Annotated in this window: 24 protein-coding genes; all 24 read right to left on the reverse strand. The window is 66.8% G+C overall.

Features of this window, described 5'->3' with window-relative positions; all coding sequences use genetic code 11:
• Positions 1-110 precede the first annotated feature (110 nt).
• Positions 111-602, reverse strand: a complete 492-nt coding sequence (rplO, locus tag VC184_RS13895) for a 50S ribosomal protein L15 (protein ID WP_181574259.1) — start codon at positions 600-602, stop codon at positions 111-113.
• Positions 602-787 carry a 50S ribosomal protein L30 gene (rpmD, locus tag VC184_RS13900; RefSeq protein WP_023954062.1) on the reverse strand — a complete coding sequence of 62 codons (186 nt, stop codon included), beginning with the start codon at positions 785-787 and terminating at the stop codon, positions 602-604. The genes rplO and rpmD overlap by 1 nt, the downstream gene beginning before the upstream one ends.
• Complete coding sequence (rpsE, locus tag VC184_RS13905; RefSeq protein ID WP_023954060.1) at positions 787-1,485, reverse strand: 30S ribosomal protein S5; 699 nt, start codon at positions 1,483-1,485, stop codon at positions 787-789. The genes rpmD and rpsE overlap by 1 nt, the downstream gene beginning before the upstream one ends.
• Positions 1,482-1,841 carry a 50S ribosomal protein L18 gene (rplR, locus tag VC184_RS13910; RefSeq protein WP_112617793.1) on the reverse strand — a complete coding sequence of 120 codons (360 nt, stop codon included), beginning with the start codon at positions 1,839-1,841 and terminating at the stop codon, positions 1,482-1,484. Before rplR ends, rpsE begins: the two co-directional genes overlap by 4 nt.
• Before the next feature lie 2 nt (positions 1,842-1,843).
• On the reverse strand, positions 1,844-2,380 hold the full coding sequence (rplF, locus tag VC184_RS13915; protein ID WP_112617792.1) for a 50S ribosomal protein L6: 537 nt from the start codon (positions 2,378-2,380) through the stop codon (positions 1,844-1,846).
• A 4-nt stretch (positions 2,381-2,384) separates the two neighbouring features.
• On the reverse strand, positions 2,385-2,783 hold the full coding sequence (rpsH, locus tag VC184_RS13920; protein WP_112617791.1) for a 30S ribosomal protein S8: 399 nt from the start codon (positions 2,781-2,783) through the stop codon (positions 2,385-2,387).
• A 133-nt stretch (positions 2,784-2,916) separates the two neighbouring features.
• Entirely contained in the window at positions 2,917-3,507 is a 591-nt protein-coding gene (gene rplE / locus VC184_RS13925) for a 50S ribosomal protein L5 (protein ID WP_112617790.1), read from the reverse strand.
• Positions 3,508-3,509: 2 nt separating this feature from the next.
• Entirely contained in the window at positions 3,510-3,869 is a 360-nt protein-coding gene (gene rplX / locus VC184_RS13930; protein ID WP_112617789.1) for a 50S ribosomal protein L24, read from the reverse strand.
• Between the two features lie 2 nt (positions 3,870-3,871).
• Positions 3,872-4,240 carry a 50S ribosomal protein L14 gene (gene rplN / locus VC184_RS13935; protein WP_023954050.1) on the reverse strand — a complete coding sequence of 123 codons (369 nt, stop codon included), beginning with the start codon at positions 4,238-4,240 and terminating at the stop codon, positions 3,872-3,874.
• 4 nt (positions 4,241-4,244) lie between these two features.
• Positions 4,245-4,574, reverse strand: coding sequence for a 30S ribosomal protein S17 (gene rpsQ, locus VC184_RS13940; RefSeq protein ID WP_023954049.1), 330 nt, complete (start codon positions 4,572-4,574; stop codon positions 4,245-4,247).
• Positions 4,574-4,882, reverse strand: a complete 309-nt coding sequence (gene rpmC, locus VC184_RS13945; RefSeq protein ID WP_023954048.1) for a 50S ribosomal protein L29 — start codon at positions 4,880-4,882, stop codon at positions 4,574-4,576. The genes rpsQ and rpmC overlap by 1 nt, the downstream gene beginning before the upstream one ends.
• The gene (rplP, locus tag VC184_RS13950; protein WP_023954047.1) at positions 4,882-5,301 is read right to left on the reverse strand and encodes a 50S ribosomal protein L16; all 420 of its coding nucleotides are present in this window, start codon (positions 5,299-5,301) and stop codon (positions 4,882-4,884) included. Before rplP ends, rpmC begins: the two co-directional genes overlap by 1 nt.
• Positions 5,301-6,059, reverse strand: a complete 759-nt coding sequence (gene rpsC / locus VC184_RS13955) for a 30S ribosomal protein S3 (RefSeq protein WP_023954045.1) — start codon at positions 6,057-6,059, stop codon at positions 5,301-5,303. The genes rplP and rpsC overlap by 1 nt, the downstream gene beginning before the upstream one ends.
• Entirely contained in the window at positions 6,059-6,457 is a 399-nt protein-coding gene (rplV, locus tag VC184_RS13960; protein WP_036304774.1) for a 50S ribosomal protein L22, read from the reverse strand. Before rplV ends, rpsC begins: the two co-directional genes overlap by 1 nt.
• Before the next feature lie 38 nt (positions 6,458-6,495).
• Positions 6,496-6,777, reverse strand: a complete 282-nt coding sequence (gene rpsS, locus VC184_RS13965) for a 30S ribosomal protein S19 (RefSeq protein WP_023954043.1) — start codon at positions 6,775-6,777, stop codon at positions 6,496-6,498.
• 12 nt (positions 6,778-6,789) lie between these two features.
• Positions 6,790-7,629 carry a 50S ribosomal protein L2 gene (rplB, locus tag VC184_RS13970; RefSeq protein ID WP_023954042.1) on the reverse strand — a complete coding sequence of 280 codons (840 nt, stop codon included), beginning with the start codon at positions 7,627-7,629 and terminating at the stop codon, positions 6,790-6,792.
• Between the two features lie 24 nt (positions 7,630-7,653).
• Positions 7,654-7,953 (reverse strand): 50S ribosomal protein L23, encoded by a 300-nt coding sequence (gene rplW, locus VC184_RS13975; protein WP_023954040.1) that lies wholly within the window; start codon positions 7,951-7,953, stop codon positions 7,654-7,656.
• Positions 7,950-8,612, reverse strand: a complete 663-nt coding sequence (gene rplD, locus VC184_RS13980; RefSeq protein ID WP_023954038.1) for a 50S ribosomal protein L4 — start codon at positions 8,610-8,612, stop codon at positions 7,950-7,952. Before rplD ends, rplW begins: the two co-directional genes overlap by 4 nt.
• A gap of 2 nt (positions 8,613-8,614) precedes the next feature.
• The gene (gene rplC / locus VC184_RS13985; protein ID WP_023954036.1) at positions 8,615-9,274 is read right to left on the reverse strand and encodes a 50S ribosomal protein L3; all 660 of its coding nucleotides are present in this window, start codon (positions 9,272-9,274) and stop codon (positions 8,615-8,617) included.
• An 8-nt stretch (positions 9,275-9,282) separates the two neighbouring features.
• Positions 9,283-9,591: a 30S ribosomal protein S10 gene (gene rpsJ / locus VC184_RS13990; protein ID WP_017201594.1), complete on the reverse strand. Its 309-nt coding sequence runs from the start codon at positions 9,589-9,591 to the stop codon at positions 9,283-9,285.
• A gap of 478 nt (positions 9,592-10,069) precedes the next feature.
• Complete coding sequence (locus VC184_RS13995; RefSeq protein WP_282501555.1) at positions 10,070-11,026, reverse strand: hypothetical protein; 957 nt, start codon at positions 11,024-11,026, stop codon at positions 10,070-10,072.
• A 179-nt stretch (positions 11,027-11,205) separates the two neighbouring features.
• Positions 11,206-11,421, reverse strand: coding sequence for an Rv0909 family putative TA system antitoxin (locus VC184_RS14000; protein ID WP_023954031.1), 216 nt, complete (start codon positions 11,419-11,421; stop codon positions 11,206-11,208).
• Positions 11,422-11,551: 130 nt separating this feature from the next.
• The gene (gene tuf, locus VC184_RS14005; RefSeq protein WP_023954029.1) at positions 11,552-12,745 is read right to left on the reverse strand and encodes an elongation factor Tu; all 1,194 of its coding nucleotides are present in this window, start codon (positions 12,743-12,745) and stop codon (positions 11,552-11,554) included.
• 144 nt (positions 12,746-12,889) lie between these two features.
• On the reverse strand, positions 12,890-15,004 hold the full coding sequence (gene fusA, locus VC184_RS14010; protein WP_112617787.1) for an elongation factor G: 2,115 nt from the start codon (positions 15,002-15,004) through the stop codon (positions 12,890-12,892).
• Positions 15,005-15,014 lie beyond the last annotated feature (10 nt).

Below are 15,014 nucleotides of genomic sequence, written 5' to 3' on the forward strand. Positions count from 1 at the left end.
GGCGGCGTCTCGGGAAGACACCGTCAACCAGGGTATCCCAGGCCGTTCACAGGCGCGCCTCGGATACGACGAAGCGAGGGCCGGAGCGAACTCCGGCCCTCGCTGGCGAATTACTTGATGGACCCGCCGGCCGCGACGATCTTCTGCTCGGCAGAGCCCGAGACCTTATCGACCGACACGTTCAGCGCCACCGAGATGTCGCCGGTGCCGAGCACCTTGACCTTCTCGTTCTTGCGGACGGCACCCTTCGCGACCAGGTCGGTGATGGTGACGTCACCGCCCTGCGGGTAGAGCTCCGCGAGCTTGTCCAGGTTCACGACCTGGTACTCGACGCGGAACGGGTTCTTGAACCCGCGCAGCTTGGGGGTGCGCATGTGGAGCGGCATCTGGCCACCCTCGAAGCCCGCCTTGACCTGGTACCGGGCCTTCTGACCCTTGGTTCCGCGGCCCGCGGTCTTACCCTTCGAGCCCTCACCGCGGCCGACACGGGTCTTCGCCGTGTTGGATCCGGGCACGGGACGCAGGTGGTGGACCTTCAGCACACCGGGGCGAGCGGCCGTGGTCTCGGCCTTCGCCTTCTTGTCGTCCTTCTTCTCAGCCATCAGTCGATCTCCTCAACCTTCACGAGGTGCGCGACGGTCTTGACGTAGCCGCGCGTCTGCGCGTCGTCGGGACGGACGACCGAGTCGCCGATCCGCTTGAGACCCAGCGAACGCAGCGTGTCGCGCTGGTTCTGCTTCTCGCTCACCTTGGACTTGACCTGGGTGACCTTCAGTCGAGCGGCCATCAGGCACCTACCTTCTGTGCGGCGTTCGCCTCGGCCTCAGCGCGCACGAGGCGAGCCGGTGCGACCTGGTCGAAGTCCAGGCCACGGCGTGCGGCGACCGCACGGGGCTCCTCGAGCTGCTTCAGTGCCTCGACGGTCGCGTGCACGATGTTGATCGTGTTCGACGAGCCGAGCGACTTCGACAGGACGTCGTGGATACCGGCGCACTCGAGCACGGCGCGGACGGGACCACCGGCGATAACACCGGTACCGGCGGCAGCGGGGCGCAGGAGCACCACGCCGGCGGCTGCCTCACCCTGCACGGGGTGCGGGATGGTCGAGCCGGTGCGGGGAACGCGGAAGAAGTTGCGCTTGGCCTCTTCGACACCCTTCGAGATGGCGAGGGGGACCTCACGCGCCTTGCCGTAGCCGACGCCGACCAGCCCGTTGCCGTCGCCGACGACGACGAGAGCGGTGAAGCTGAAGCGACGACCACCCTTGACGACCTTCGACACGCGGTTGATGGTGACGACGCGCTCCAGGAACTGGCTCTTGTCGGCGTCGCGCGAACCGCGGTCGCGGTTGTTGCTGCGCTCGCGGCTGCCGCGGCGGGGCTCGCGGGCCTCGCGCTCGACGGGAGCGGTGCCTGCGGCCTGCTCGGTCGTAGCCTGTTCGGTCACAGGGTTCTCTCCGTTGTTGTTGGTCACTGCATCGCTCACAGGTTCAGACCTCCCTCGCGAGCGCCGTCGGCGATCGCTGCGACACGGCCCGCGTAGCGGTTGCCACCGCGGTCGAACACGACGTCTTCGACGCCGGCGGCCTTGGCGCGCTCGGCGACGAGCTCGCCGACCTTGCGGGCCTTGGCGGTCTTGTCACCGTCGAACGTGCGCAGGTCGGCCTCGAGGGTCGACGCCGAAGCCACGGTGTGACCCTTGGCGTCGTCGACGAGCTGCACGAAGACGTGGCGGGCCGAGCGGGTCACGACCAGGCGCGGCCGGGCCTCGGTGCCCACGATCTTCTTGCGAAGGCGGGCGTGACGACGCGCGCGCGCGTCGGACTTGCTCTTCACAGCCATGCTTACTTACCAGCCTTTCCGGCCTTGCGGCGGACGACCTCGCCCGCGTACCGCACACCCTTGCCCTTATAGGGCTCGGGCTTGCGGATCTTGCGGATGTTGGCCGCGGTCTCGCCGACCGCCTGCTTGTCGATGCCGCTGACCGTGAGCTTGTTGTTGCCCTCGACGGTCAGGGTGATGCCGGCGGGTGCCTCGACGGTGACGGGGTGCGAGAAGCCGAGAGCGAACTCGACGGACGAGCCCTTCTGAGCGACGCGGTAACCGGTGCCGACGACCTCGAGACCCTTGGTGTAGCCCTGGGTCACGCCGATGATGTTGTTGTTGATCAGGGTGCGGGTCAGGCCGTGCAGGGCACGCGACTCGCGCTCGTCATCCGGACGGGTGACGAGAACCTGGTTCTCCTCGACCTTGGCCTCGATGGGCTTGGCGACGGTCAGTCGCAGCTCGCCCTTGGGGCCCGTGACGAGGACGTCCTGTCCGGTGACCTCGACGGTCACACCGGCAGGGATGTCGATGGGGAGACGTCCAATACGCGACATCAGATCACCACACGTAGGCGAGGACTTCCCCGCCGACGCCCTTCGAGTCGGCCTGGCGGTCCGTGAGGAGGCCAGAGGAGGTGGACAGAATCGCGACGCCCAGGCCACCGAGGACCGTGGGCAGCTCGGTCGACTTCGCGTACACGCGGAGACCGGGCTTGGAGACGCGCTTGATGCCGGCGATCGACCGCTCGCGGTTGGGGCCGTACTTCAGCGTCATGGTGAGGGTCTGGCCGACGCGGGCATCGGTGACCTCCCAGCCGGAGATGTAGCCCTCCTGCTTGAGGATCTCGGCGATGTTGGTCTTGAGCTTCGAGCTCGGCAGCGACACGGAGTCGTGGTGCGCCGAGTTCGCGTTGCGCAGACGGGTCAGCATATCTGCGACCGGGTCTGTCATCGTCATAGGTGTGTTCCTTCGATCATGAGGTTTCGACTGCCGTTACACGACAGGCGACCTTCGATGAATGTCCATATTCAGTTGTGCAGTCGTTCGGCCCCGGAGCATGCCCCGAGGCCGAACGATCGATTGTACCGGATTACGCCTGGGCGTCGTCCGACTTGAACGGGAAGCCGAGCTGGCGGAGCAGCGAGCGTCCCTCGTCATCCGACTTCGCCGTGGTGACGATCGTGATGTCGAAACCACGGACGCGGTCGATCCGGTCCTGGTTGATCTCGTGGAAGACCGCCTGCTCCTGCAGACCGAAGGTGTAGTTGCCGTGACCGTCGAACTGCTTGGGCGACAGACCGCGGAAGTCGCGGATGCGGGGCAGCGCGAGGTTCACGAGACGGTCGATGAACTCCCACGCACGGTCACCGCGGAGGGTGACGTGCGCGCCGATGGCCTGGCCCTCGCGCAGCTTGAACTGCGCGATGGACTTGCGGGCCTTCGTGACGATCGGCTTCTGACCCGTGATCTTCGTCAGGTCGTCCACGGCGCCGTCGATCACCTTGCTGTCGCGAGCTGCCTCGCCGACACCGGTGTTCACGACGACCTTCACGAGACCGGGGATCTGCATGACGTTGGCGTAGCCGAACTCTTCCTGCAGAGCCTTCTTGATCTCGCTCTGGTACTTCTGCTTCAGGCGGGGCTGGATCTTGCCAGCCGCCGCGGCAGTGGTGCTGCTCATATTCAGAGGTCCTTGCCGCTCTTCTTCGCGTAACGCACGCGGACGGTGCGCTTCACGCCGTCCTTCGTCTTCTCCTCGACGCGGTGGCCGACGCGGGTCGGCTTCTTCGTCTCGGGGTCGACGACCTGGACGTTCGAGATGTGGATGGGGGCCTCGAAGGTCTCGATGCCGCCCGTCTTGGTGCCACGCTGCGTCTGGCCGACGCGGGTGTGCTTGGTGACGTAGTTCACGCCCTCGACGATGACGCGGTTCTGCTCGACGAGGACCTCGAGGACCTTGCCCTGCTTGCCACGGTCGCCGCCGCGCTCGGGCTTGGCGCCCGTGATGACCTGAACCAGGTCACCCTTCTTGATGTTCGCCATGATCAGATGACCTCCGGGGCGAGCGAGACGATCTTCATGAACTTCTTGTCGCGAAGCTCACGACCGACCGGTCCGAAGATGCGGGTGCCACGGGGCTCCCCGTCGTTCTTCAGGATGACGGCGGCGTTCTCGTCGAACTTGATGTACGAGCCGTCGGGACGGCGCGTCTGCTTGACGGTGCGGACGATGACGGCCTTGACGACATCACCCTTCTTGACGTTGCCACCGGGGATCGCGTCCTTGACGGTGGCGACGATGATGTCGCCCAGTCCGGCGTACCGGCGGGCGGAGCCGCCGAGCACGCGGATGGTGAGCAGCTCCTTGGCGCCGGTGTTGTCGGCGACCTTGAGGCGGGATTCGGTCTGAATCATGAGATCACTTCGCCTTCTCGAGGACCTCGACCAGACGCCAGCGCTTGGTGGCGCTCAGCGGGCGAGTCTCGTTGATGAGGACGAGGTCGCCGATGCCGGCGGTGTTGGCCTCGTCGTGGGCCTTGACCTTCGACGTGCGGCGGATGACCTTGCCGTAGAGCGGGTGCTTCACGCGGTCCTCGACCTCGACGACGATCGTCTTGTCCATCTTGTCGCTCACGACGTAGCCGCGACGAGCCTTGCGGTAACCGCGGGCCTGCGGGTCGCGGACGTCGTGCTCGCCGTGCTCGTGGCCCTCGGCGACAGCCTCAGCGGCGTTCTTGTCGGTAGCCATTACTCGGTCTCTTCCTTCGCGGCCTCGGTGGCGTCATCCGCCTTCTTGGCCTTGGTCTTCTTCGCCTTCGGCGCCTCCGCGACGGGCGTGGCACGAATGCCGAGCTCGCGCTCGCGGATCACCGTGTAGAGCCGCGCGATGTCGCGCTTGACCGCACGGATGCGGCCGTGGCTCTCGAGCTGGCCGGTGGCCGACTGGAAGCGCAGGTTGAACAGCTCTTCCTTGGCCTTGCGCAGCTCCTCGACGAGGCGCTGGTCTTCGAACGTGTCGAGCTCGCTCGGGGCGAGCGTCTTGGTGCCGACAGCCATTACGCGTCGCCCTCCTCGCGCTTGATGATGCGTGCCTTCAGCGGCAGCTTGTGAATGGCACGGGTCAGGGCCTCGCGAGCGAGCTCCTCGTTGACTCCGGCGACCTCGAAGAGGACGCGACCCGGCTTGACGTTGGCGACCCACCACTCCGGCGAGCCCTTACCCGAACCCATGCGGGTCTCGGCGGGCTTCTTGGTGAGCGGACGGTCGGGGTAGACGTTGATCCACACCTTGCCGCCACGCTTGATGTGACGCGTCATGGCGATACGAGCGGACTCGATCTGACGGTTGGTCACGTAAGCGGGCGTGAGTGCCTGGATACCGAACTCGCCGAAGGAGACCTTCGTGCCGCCGGTGGCCTGGCCATCGCGCTTGGGGTGGTGCTGCTTGCGGTACTTGACCTTGCGGGGGATAAGCATCAGGCCGACGCTCCTTCTGCCACGGGGGCCTCGTTGCGGGGACCGCGACGGCGGTCACCGCGGTCGTCGCGACCGCGCGAGGTCTTCGGCGCGTTGGCCTGCTCGCGAGCGAGCTCCTTGGCCGTCAGGTCGCCCTTGTAGATCCAGACCTTCACGCCGATGCGGCCGAAGGTGGTCTTGGCCTCGTAGAAGCCGTAGTCGATGTTCGCGCGGAGCGTGTGCAGGGGCACGCGGCCCTCGCGGTAGAACTCCGAGCGGCTCATCTCCGCGCCGCCGAGGCGGCCCGAGACCTGGATCCGGATGCCCTTGGCACCGGCGCGCTGAGCGCCCTGCAGACCCTTGCGCATCGCGCGGCGGAAAGCCACACGAGCGGAGAGCTGCTCGGCGATGCCCTGCGCGACGAGCTGGGCGTCGGCCTCGGGGTTCTTGACCTCGAGGATGTTGAGCTGGATCTGCTTGCCGGTGAGCTTCTCGAGGTCGGCGCGGATGCGCTCGGCCTCGGCGCCGCGACGACCGATCACGATGCCCGGGCGGGCGGTGTGGATGTCGACGCGGACGCGGTCACGGGTGCGCTCGATCTCGATGTTGCTGACGCCGGCGCGGTCGAGCGACGTGGTCAGCAGACGACGGATCTTGATGTCCTCGGCGACGTAGTCGGCGTAACGCTGGCCCGGCTTGGTCGAGTCCGAGAACCAACGCGACACGTGGTCCGTGGTGATGCCGAGGCGGAAGCCGTACGGGTTGACTTTCTGTCCCATTACTTGCTCGCCTTCTTGCTCGTACCGGCGGCCGCGGCATCCGCGTTCTCCGGCGTCGACAGCACGACCGTGATGTGGCTCGTGCGCTTCTTGATCTGGAAGGCACGACCCTGGGCGCGGGGCTGGAAACGCTTGAGCGTCGTGCCCTCGTCGACGTACGCGTTCTTCACGTACAGGTCTGCATCGTCCAGGAACTCGTTGTCCTTGTCGGCCTTGACGCGAGCGTTCGCGACGGCCGAGGCGACGAGCTTGTAAATCGGCTCGCTGGCGCTCTGCGGGGCGAACTTCAGGATGGCGAGTGCCTCCTGAGCCTGCTTGCCCTTGATGAGCGCGACGACACGACGAGCCTTCTGAGGGGTCACGCGGATGTGCTTCACGCGCGCGGTGGATTCCACCATGTCTCTCCTCCTCTGTCCTCTCTGGAACTGCCCCCGCGTCAGCGGCGGCGGCCCTTCTTGTCGTCCTTCACGTGGCCGCGGAAGGTGCGGGTGGGCGCGAATTCGCCCAGCTTGTGGCCGACCATGGTCTCGGACACGAACACGGGGATGTGCTTGCGTCCGTCGTGCACGGCGATCGTGTGGCCGAGCATGGCCGGGATGATCATCGAACGGCGCGACCAGGTCTTGATGACGTTCTTGGAGCCGGCTTCGTTCTGCGCGACCACCTTGCGAAGCAGGTGCTCGTCGACGAAGGGGCCCTTCTTCAGGCTGCGAGGCATCTTCCTCTACTCCTACTTGCGCTTCTTGCCGGCGTTGCGACGGCGGACGATGTACTTGTCGCTCTCCTTGTTGGGGTGGCGGGTGCGACCCTCAGCCTGGCCCCAGGGAGTGACGGGGTGACGTCCACCGGACGTCTTGCCCTCACCACCACCGTGCGGGTGGTCGACCGGGTTCATGGCGACACCACGAACCGTCGGGCGAACGCCCTTCCAGCGCTTGCGGCCGGCCTTGCCCCAGTTGATGTTCGACTGCTCGGCGTTGCCGACCTCGCCGATGGTCGCGCGGCAGCGCGCATCGACGTTGCGGATCTCGCCCGAGGGCAGACGCAGCTGCGCGTAGGGGCCGTCCTTCGCGACCAGACGCACGCTGGCGCCGGCCGAGCGAGCCATCTTCGCGCCGCCACCGGGACGGAGCTCGATGGCGTGGATGACCGTACCGGTCGGGATGTTGCGCAGCGGCAGGTTGTTGCCGGGCTTGATGTCGGCGCCGGCACCCGACTCGACGATGTCGCCCTGCTGGAGCTTGTTCGGGGCGATGATGTAGCGCTTCTCGCCGTCGAAGTAGTGCAGCAGCGCGATGCGCGCGGTGCGGTTGGGGTCGTACTCGATGTGAGCGACCTTGGCGTTGACGCCGTCCTTGTCGTTGCGACGGAAGTCGATCACGCGGTACTGGCGCTTGTGGCCACCACCGATGTGACGCGTCGTGATGCGGCCCTGATTGTTACGGCCACCGGTCTTGGCGATCGGGCGGAGGAGCGACTTCTCGGGCGTCGATCGGGTGATCTCGGCGAAGTCGGCCACCGACGAACCGCGGCGACCCGGGGTCGTGGGCTTGTACTTGCGAATAGCCATGTTCGTTGTCCTCTATCCCGACCGTCAGCCGACTGCCGTGAAGATGTCGATGGTGCCCGACTTCAGGGTGACGATGGCGCGCTTGGTGTCCTTGCGCTTGCCGGTGCCGAAGCGGGTGCGACGGGACTTGCCCGCGCGGTTGAGCGTGTTGACCGCTGCGACCTTGACGCCGAAGATCTTCTCGATCGCGAGCTTGATCTCGGTCTTCGACGCACGGGGGTCCACGAGGAACGTGTACTTGCCCTCGTCGATGAGCCCGTAGCTCTTCTCGGAGACGACCGGCTTCAGGATGATGTCGCGCGGGTCCTTGTTGACGGCGGTCATGCCGAGACCTCCTCGGTGGCGCCGGCCTTGGACGCGACGAACGCGTCGTAGGCGGCCTTGGTGAAGACGAGGTCGTCCGAGACGAGCACGTCGTAGGCGTTGAGCTGGTCGAACGTCAGCACGTGGACGTACGCGAGGTTGCGCACGCTCTTGACGGTGATCTCGTCACCGCGCTCGATGACCACGAGGACGTTCTTCGTGGCGCCGAGGCCGGTCAGAACCGCCGCAGCAGCCTTGGTCGAGGGCGTGCCCTCGACACCGAACGAGTCGACGATGTGCAGACGCTGGCCGCGAGCACGGTCGCTGAGCGCTCCGAGGAGCGCGGCGGCGACCATCTTCTTGGGGGTGCGCTGCGAGTAGTTGCGCGGCTTGGGGCCGTGCACGATGCCACCACCGGTCATGTGCGGCGCACGGATCGAGCCCTGACGGGCGTTACCCGTGCCCTTCTGCTTGAAGGGCTTGCGGCCGGCGCCCGAGACCTCACCGCGACGCTTGGTCGAGTGGGTGCCCTGGCGAGCCGCCGCGAGCTGCGCGACGACGACCTGGTGGATGAGGGGAACGTTGGTCTTGACGTCGAAGAGCGCGGCGGGCAGCTCCACGGAGCCGGCCTTCTTGCCGGAGGCGCTCCGGACGTCGAGCGCGAGAGTCGAGTCAGCCATGATCAGGCACCCTTCACAGCGTTGCGGACGTAGACGATGCGGCCGCGTGCACCGGGGACGGCGCCCTTGACGAGCAGCAGACCCTTCTCGGCGTCGACGGCGTGCACCGTGAGGTTGAGGACGGTCACGCGCTCGCCACCCATGCGGCCGGCCATACGCATGCCCTTGAAGACGCGGCTGGGCGTCGACGAGGCACCGATGGAACCGGGCTTGCGGTGGTTGCGGTGCGCACCGTGCGAGGCCGAGACGCCCTTGAAGTTGTGGCGCTTCATGACACCCGCGGTGCCCTTGCCCTTGCTGGTGCCGACGACGTCGACCAGCTGGCCGGCCTCGAACGTGTCACCGGCGGTGAGCTCCTGACCGAGTGAGTAGTCAGCGGCATCCGCCGTGCGCACCTCGGTGAGGTGGCGACGGGGGGTCACGCCGGCGGCCTCGAAGTGGGCCGTGAGGGGCTTGTTGACCTTGCGGGGGTCGATCTGGCCGGCAGCGATCTGGACGGCCGAGTAGCCGTCCTTCTCGGGCGTACGGACCTGGGTGACCACGTTCGGCGCGATCTCGATGACCGTGACGGGGACGAGCTTGCCCTGCTCGTTCCAGACCTGGGTCATGCCGAGCTTGGTGCCGAGGAGGCCCTTGGAAACCTTGGAGTTGATGTCAGCCATGTCGAACCTCAGAGCTTGATCTCGATGTTGACGTCGGCCGGGAGGTCGAGTCGCATGAGCGAGTCGACAGCCTTGGGCGTCGGGTCGACGATGTCGATCAGACGCTTGTGGGTGCGCATCTCGAAGTGCTCGCGGCTGTCCTTGTACTTGTGGGGCGACCGGATGACGCACACGACGTTCTTCTCGGTCGGCAGCGGCACGGGTCCGACGACAGTCGCGCCCGCACGGGTCACGGTGTCGACGATCTTGCGTGCCGAGGTGTCGATGACCTCGTGGTCGTACGACTTCAGGCGAATGCGGATCTTCTGTCCCGCCATTTGTCTGCTCACTCTCTTTATCGCGTCTTACGTCTCGCTGGTCGCGAGCGCATTGGACGCCCGGTGGCGCGGTCTGCGCCGGGCACTTCTCACCGCCGGGGCGGTGATGCTGCACCACTGTTCTGATGTCAAACCCGCGGGTCTCCCTGCGGTTCCGCACCGTGCGCGCACGCACGCATCCTGTCTCCAGGTCGGTGTGGGGTTCGATGTTCATCTGCCCGCGGCCTAGGACTCTGCGCTTCGCGCCGCCTATGCACTGTCGTGACAGTGATCCGGGATGCTGGGCACCCGTCGGAATGTGGAACCTGAATAGTCTACGTGCCGCCCGGGCGTGTCGCAAACCCGGGCGTGTCGCGATATCCGCGTCGCGTCCCGCACCGTGGCGGCGGGCCGCCGGGCACGCACTCTCCCCGCGAACACGCACCTTCTATGGTGCACCCTCGCGGCGACGGTGCGTCCTCGGAGCGACGGATCGCGCTCAACGCAGGAGACCGTGGGCGCGGAGGAACGCGGCGAACGTCGGGCGGGATGCCAGGCGCTCCCAGCCCCAGCGCACCGGGGTCCAGCCGGTCGCCGCGACGACGCGACTCTCGCGCTCGCGCTGGGCGCGCAACACGTCGCGGGGCGAGCGTCCGCCCGTCAACGCCGGGTCGAGGTACTTGCCGTCGCCGTCGAACTCGCCGAACCTCCGCAGCCGAGGCCACGCGAAGTCGAGGAACGCCCACTGCCCATCGCCGATCGCGACGGGATGCTGGAGCACCGGTTCCGCAGCGCCCAGCTGCAGCATCCACAGCCGGCTGATGCTCTCGCCCGGCAGCTGTGCCCGCCCGTCGGCGATCGAGGCGACGAATCGCGCACTGCGGATGCCGCGGGCACCGGGCGCCTGCTCGATGCGAGCAGTCACATCGGCGACGAGCGCTGCGGCGGCGGCGGGGTCGTAGGCGCCGTTGCCGCGCCACGCCGCCGCTCGCAGCGCCGCGTCCATCGCTGCCGTCGCGGTCTCGGCCTTCTCGGCGCAGAGCACGTCGAACACCGTGCGGGCGAGGTTCGTCGCCTGCAACGCACCGATGCGCGAGACGTCGGCGTCCGCGACCTCGTGCCGGTGGCGCACGACGTCGCTGCGACTCGGCGCGGGCGCCGGACCGAGCTCGAGCGTATGCACCCGGGAGTCGTCGCCTCGGTGGACCGGCAGTCCGTGCAGCGCGGCGGCCGTCGTGTGCGAGAAGACCGGCTCGCGGGTCGCGACAGCGGCGAGGGCGTGCGCGCGCAGCCGCATCCGCGCCTCCGGTCGCGCGGCCGCCCAGCGCGCCGCCGCGACGTAGACGCCCCGCCGGACGCGCACGAGCTCTCCGTCACCGACGGCCCGTTCGAGCGTGGACGTCTCGCCGCGACGGCGCGCATCGCGCCGGAGGATGAGGTCATCGCATTCGGTCACTCCCCCACGATGCCGCCCGCGCCGCCCCCGCATCCGCGCCCCCTGCTCCCCGTGCACGCTCCCGCCCCCGCCCGTCCTGGGGAGGAACCACCGCCCCGAACGCGAGAACGCACCGACCCCGCGACCACGCACCGTTCACGGTGCGCTCTCGCGGAGGCGGTGCGTTCTCGGCGCTCGGCCTACTGGTTGCCGATGTTCTTGTCGACGTTCTCGCGGACCTCGTCGACCTTGCCATGGTGCTGCTCCGGGACGACCTTCTTCACGGCATCCGCCGCACCCTGGAGGAACTTGTCGCTGACCTCCTCGGCCTTCTCGCTCTTGAGTGCTTCCTCGATCTTGTCGCGGTTCTGTTCGAACATCTGCTTGCCCTTGTTGATGATGTCGTCGACGCCCATGATCGTCCTTTCGTCGGGTCGTATCCCGCTATGAGAGCGCGTGGCGGCACACCGCGTCAACAGCTTGCGGAAACGACGAAACCCCCCGGACCCGAAGGTCCGAGGGGTTCCGCGAAGGAAGTCGCGAGACTTACTTGATGATCTTGGTCACCGTGCCGGCGCCGACGGTGCGGCCACCCTCACGGATCGCGAAGCCGAGGCCCTCTTCCATGGCGATCGGCTGGATGAGCTCGACCGACATGTCGGTGGTGTCACCGGGCATGACCATCTCGGTGCCCTCGGGCAGCGAGATGACGCCGGTGACGTCCGTGGTGCGGAAGTAGAACTGCGGACGGTAGTTCGTGTAGAAGGGGTTGTGACGGCCACCCTCCTCCTTCGAGAGGATGTAGGCAGTGCCCTCGAAGTTGGTGTGCGGGGTAACCGAACCCGGCTTCACGACGACCTGGCCACGCTCGACGTCGTCACGCTTGGTGCCGCGGAGGAGCAGACCACAGTTCTCGCCGGCCCAGGCCTCGTCGAGCTGCTTGTGGAACATCTCGATACCGGTGACCGTGGTCTTCTGCGTCGGGCGGATGCCGACGATCTCGACCTCGGAGTTGATGGCGAGGGTGCCGCGCTCGGCGCGGCCCGTGACGACGGTTCCACGACCGGTGATCGTGAAGACGTCCTCGACGGGCATGAGGAACGGCTTGTCCTTGTCACGCACCGGGTCGGGGATCGACTCGTCGACGGCGTCCATGAGCTCGACGATCGCGTTGACCCACTTCTCGTCGCCCTCGAGAGCCTTCAGGCCCGAGACGCGGACGACAGGAGCGTTGTCGCCGTCGAAGTCCTGCGACGACAGGAGCTCGCGAACCTCGAGCTCGACGAGCTCCAGGATCTCCTCGTCGTCGACCATGTCCGACTTGTTGAGCGCGACCAGCAGGTAGGGAACGCCGACCTGCTTGGCGAGCAGGACGTGCTCGCGGGTCTGAGCCATCGGGCCGTCGGTGGCGGCGACCACGAGGATCGCGCCGTCCATCTGAGCGGCACCGGTGATCATGTTCTTGATGTAGTCAGCGTGACCCGGGGCGTCGACGTGAGCGTAGTGACGCTTGGGGGTCTCGTACTCGACGTGCGAGATGTTGATCGTGATACCACGCTGACGCTCTTCGGGCGCCGAGTCGATGGACGCGAAGTCACGCTGCACGTTGGTGGCCGACGGGTACTTGTCGGCGAGCACCTTCGAGATCGCCGCGGTGAGCGTCGTCTTGCCGTGGTCGACGTGACCGATGGTTCCGATGTTGACGTGCGGCTTGGTCCGCTCGAACTTGGCCTTAGCCACTGGGTCCTCCTCAGGACTGTCGTTGTAGATCTCCGGGCGCTGGATTGCGACCGGTTCTCTACGGGGATGTTTTCACTCTAGTAGAGAGGTCGATATTCAGTTTGAGTGGATGCCGGGAGCCTGGGCCCCCGGCATCCCGAGGGCTTACTCGCCCTTGTTCTTCTGGACGATCTCGTCGGCCACCGCGCGCGGGACCTCGGAGTAGCTGTCGAACTCCATCGAGTAGACCGCGCGGCCCGAAGTCTTCGAGCGCAAGTCGCCGATGTAGCCGAACATCTCCGACAGGGGGACGAGAGCGCGGACGATCTTGATGCCCGAGCCGTCCTCCATCGACTGGATCTGGCCACGACGCGAGTTCAGGTCGCCGATGACGTCGCCCATGTACTCCTCGGGCGTACGCACCTCGACAGCCATCAGGGGCTCGAGGATGACCGGGTTGGCCTTGCGCAGCGCCTCCTTGAAGCCCATCGAGCCGGCGATCTTGAACGCCATCTCGGACGAGTCGACGTCGTGCGACGCGCCGTCGATGAGGATCGCCTTGACACCCACGATGGGGTAGCCGGCGAGCACCCCGACGTTCATCGCGTCCTGGAAGCCCTGGTTGGTCGGCTCGATGTACTCGCGCGGGATGCGGCCACCGGTGACCTTGTTCTCGAACTCGTACGTCTTGTCGGCCGTGACCTCGAGCGGCTCGATCGCGAACTGGATCTTCGCGAACTGACCCGAACCACCGGTCTGCTTCTTGTGGGTGTAGTCGTGACGCTCGACGGCCTTCTTGATCGTCTCGCGGTACGCGACCTGCGGCTTGCCGACGTTCGCCTCGACGCGGAACTCGCGCTTCATGCGGTCGACGAGGATGTCGAGGTGCAGCTCGCCCATGCCCTTGATGACGGTCTGACCCGTCTCGGGGTTGAGCTCGGTGCGGAACGTCGGGTCCTCTTCGGCGAGCTTCTGGATGGCGACACCCAGCTTCTCCTGGTCGGCCTTGGTCTTCGGCTCGATCGCGACCTCGATGACGGGCTCGGGGAACGTCATCGACTCGAGGACGACGGGCTCGGCCGGGTCGGCGAGGGTGTCACCGGTGGTGGTGTCCTTCAGGCCGATGACGGCGTAGATGTTGCCCGCGGTGAGCGAGTCGACCGGGTTCTCCTTGTTGGCGTGCATCTGGAAGATCTTTCCGATGCGCTCCTTCTTGCCCTTGGTCGAGTTGATGACCTGCGCACCCGAGTCGAGGTGACCCGAGTAGACGCGGACGTAGGTGAGGCGACCGAAGAACGGGTGCACCGCGACCTTGAAGGCCAGCGCGGCGAACGGGTCGTTGGCGTCGGGGTGACGCTCGATGATCTTCTCTTCGTCCTTCGGGTCGTGCGCCTCGATGGCGGGCACGTCGAGGGGCGACGGGAGGAAGTCGACGACCGCGTCGAGCATGGGCTGCACACCGCGGTTCTTGAACGCGGAGCCGCAGAGCACCGGGTACAGCTCGCCGGCGACGGTGAGCTTGCGGATGGCGCCCTTGATCTCGGCGACGCTGAGCTCCTCGCCACCGAAGAACTTCTCCAGCAGCGCGTCGTCGGACTCGGCGACGGTCTCGAGGAGGCGCTGACGGTACTCGGCGGCCTTGTCGGCGAGGTCGGCCGGGATCTCCTGGATCTCGTACTTCGCGCCCATGGTCACGTCACCCTTGGCGTCGCCGGGCCAGACCAGCGCGCGCATCTCGACGAGGTCGATGACACCCACGAAGTCGTTCTCGGCGCCGATCGGGAGCTGCAGCACGAGCGGCTTGGCGCCCAGGCGGCTGACGATGGTGTCGACGGTGAAGTAGAAGTCGGCGCCCAGCTTGTCCATCTTGTTGACGAAGCAGATGCGCGGGACGTCGTACTTGTCGGCCTGACGCCAGACGGTCTCAGACTGGGGCTCGACGCCCTCCTTGCCGTCGAAGACCGCCACCGCGCCGTCGAGGACGCGCAGCGAACGCTCGACCTCGACCGTGAAGTCGACGTGGCCGGGGGTGTCGATGATGTTGATCTGGTTCTTGTTCCAGAAGCAGGTCACGGCGGCGGACGTGATCGTGATGCCGCGCTCCTTCTCCTGCTCCATCCAGTCGGTGGTCGAGGCGCCGTCGTGCGTCTCGCCGAGCTTGTGGTTGACGCCCGTGTAGAACAGGATGCGCTCGGTCGTCGTCGTCTTGCCGGCATCGATGTGCGCCATGATGCCGATATTGCGGACCTTGTTGAGGTCGGTGAGCACTTCTTGTGCCACGGGCTGTTCC

Source organism: Microbacterium plantarum (genome assembly GCF_035231185.1).
In the GTDB taxonomy this organism is placed as follows: domain Bacteria; phylum Actinomycetota; class Actinomycetes; order Actinomycetales; family Microbacteriaceae; genus Microbacterium; species Microbacterium plantarum.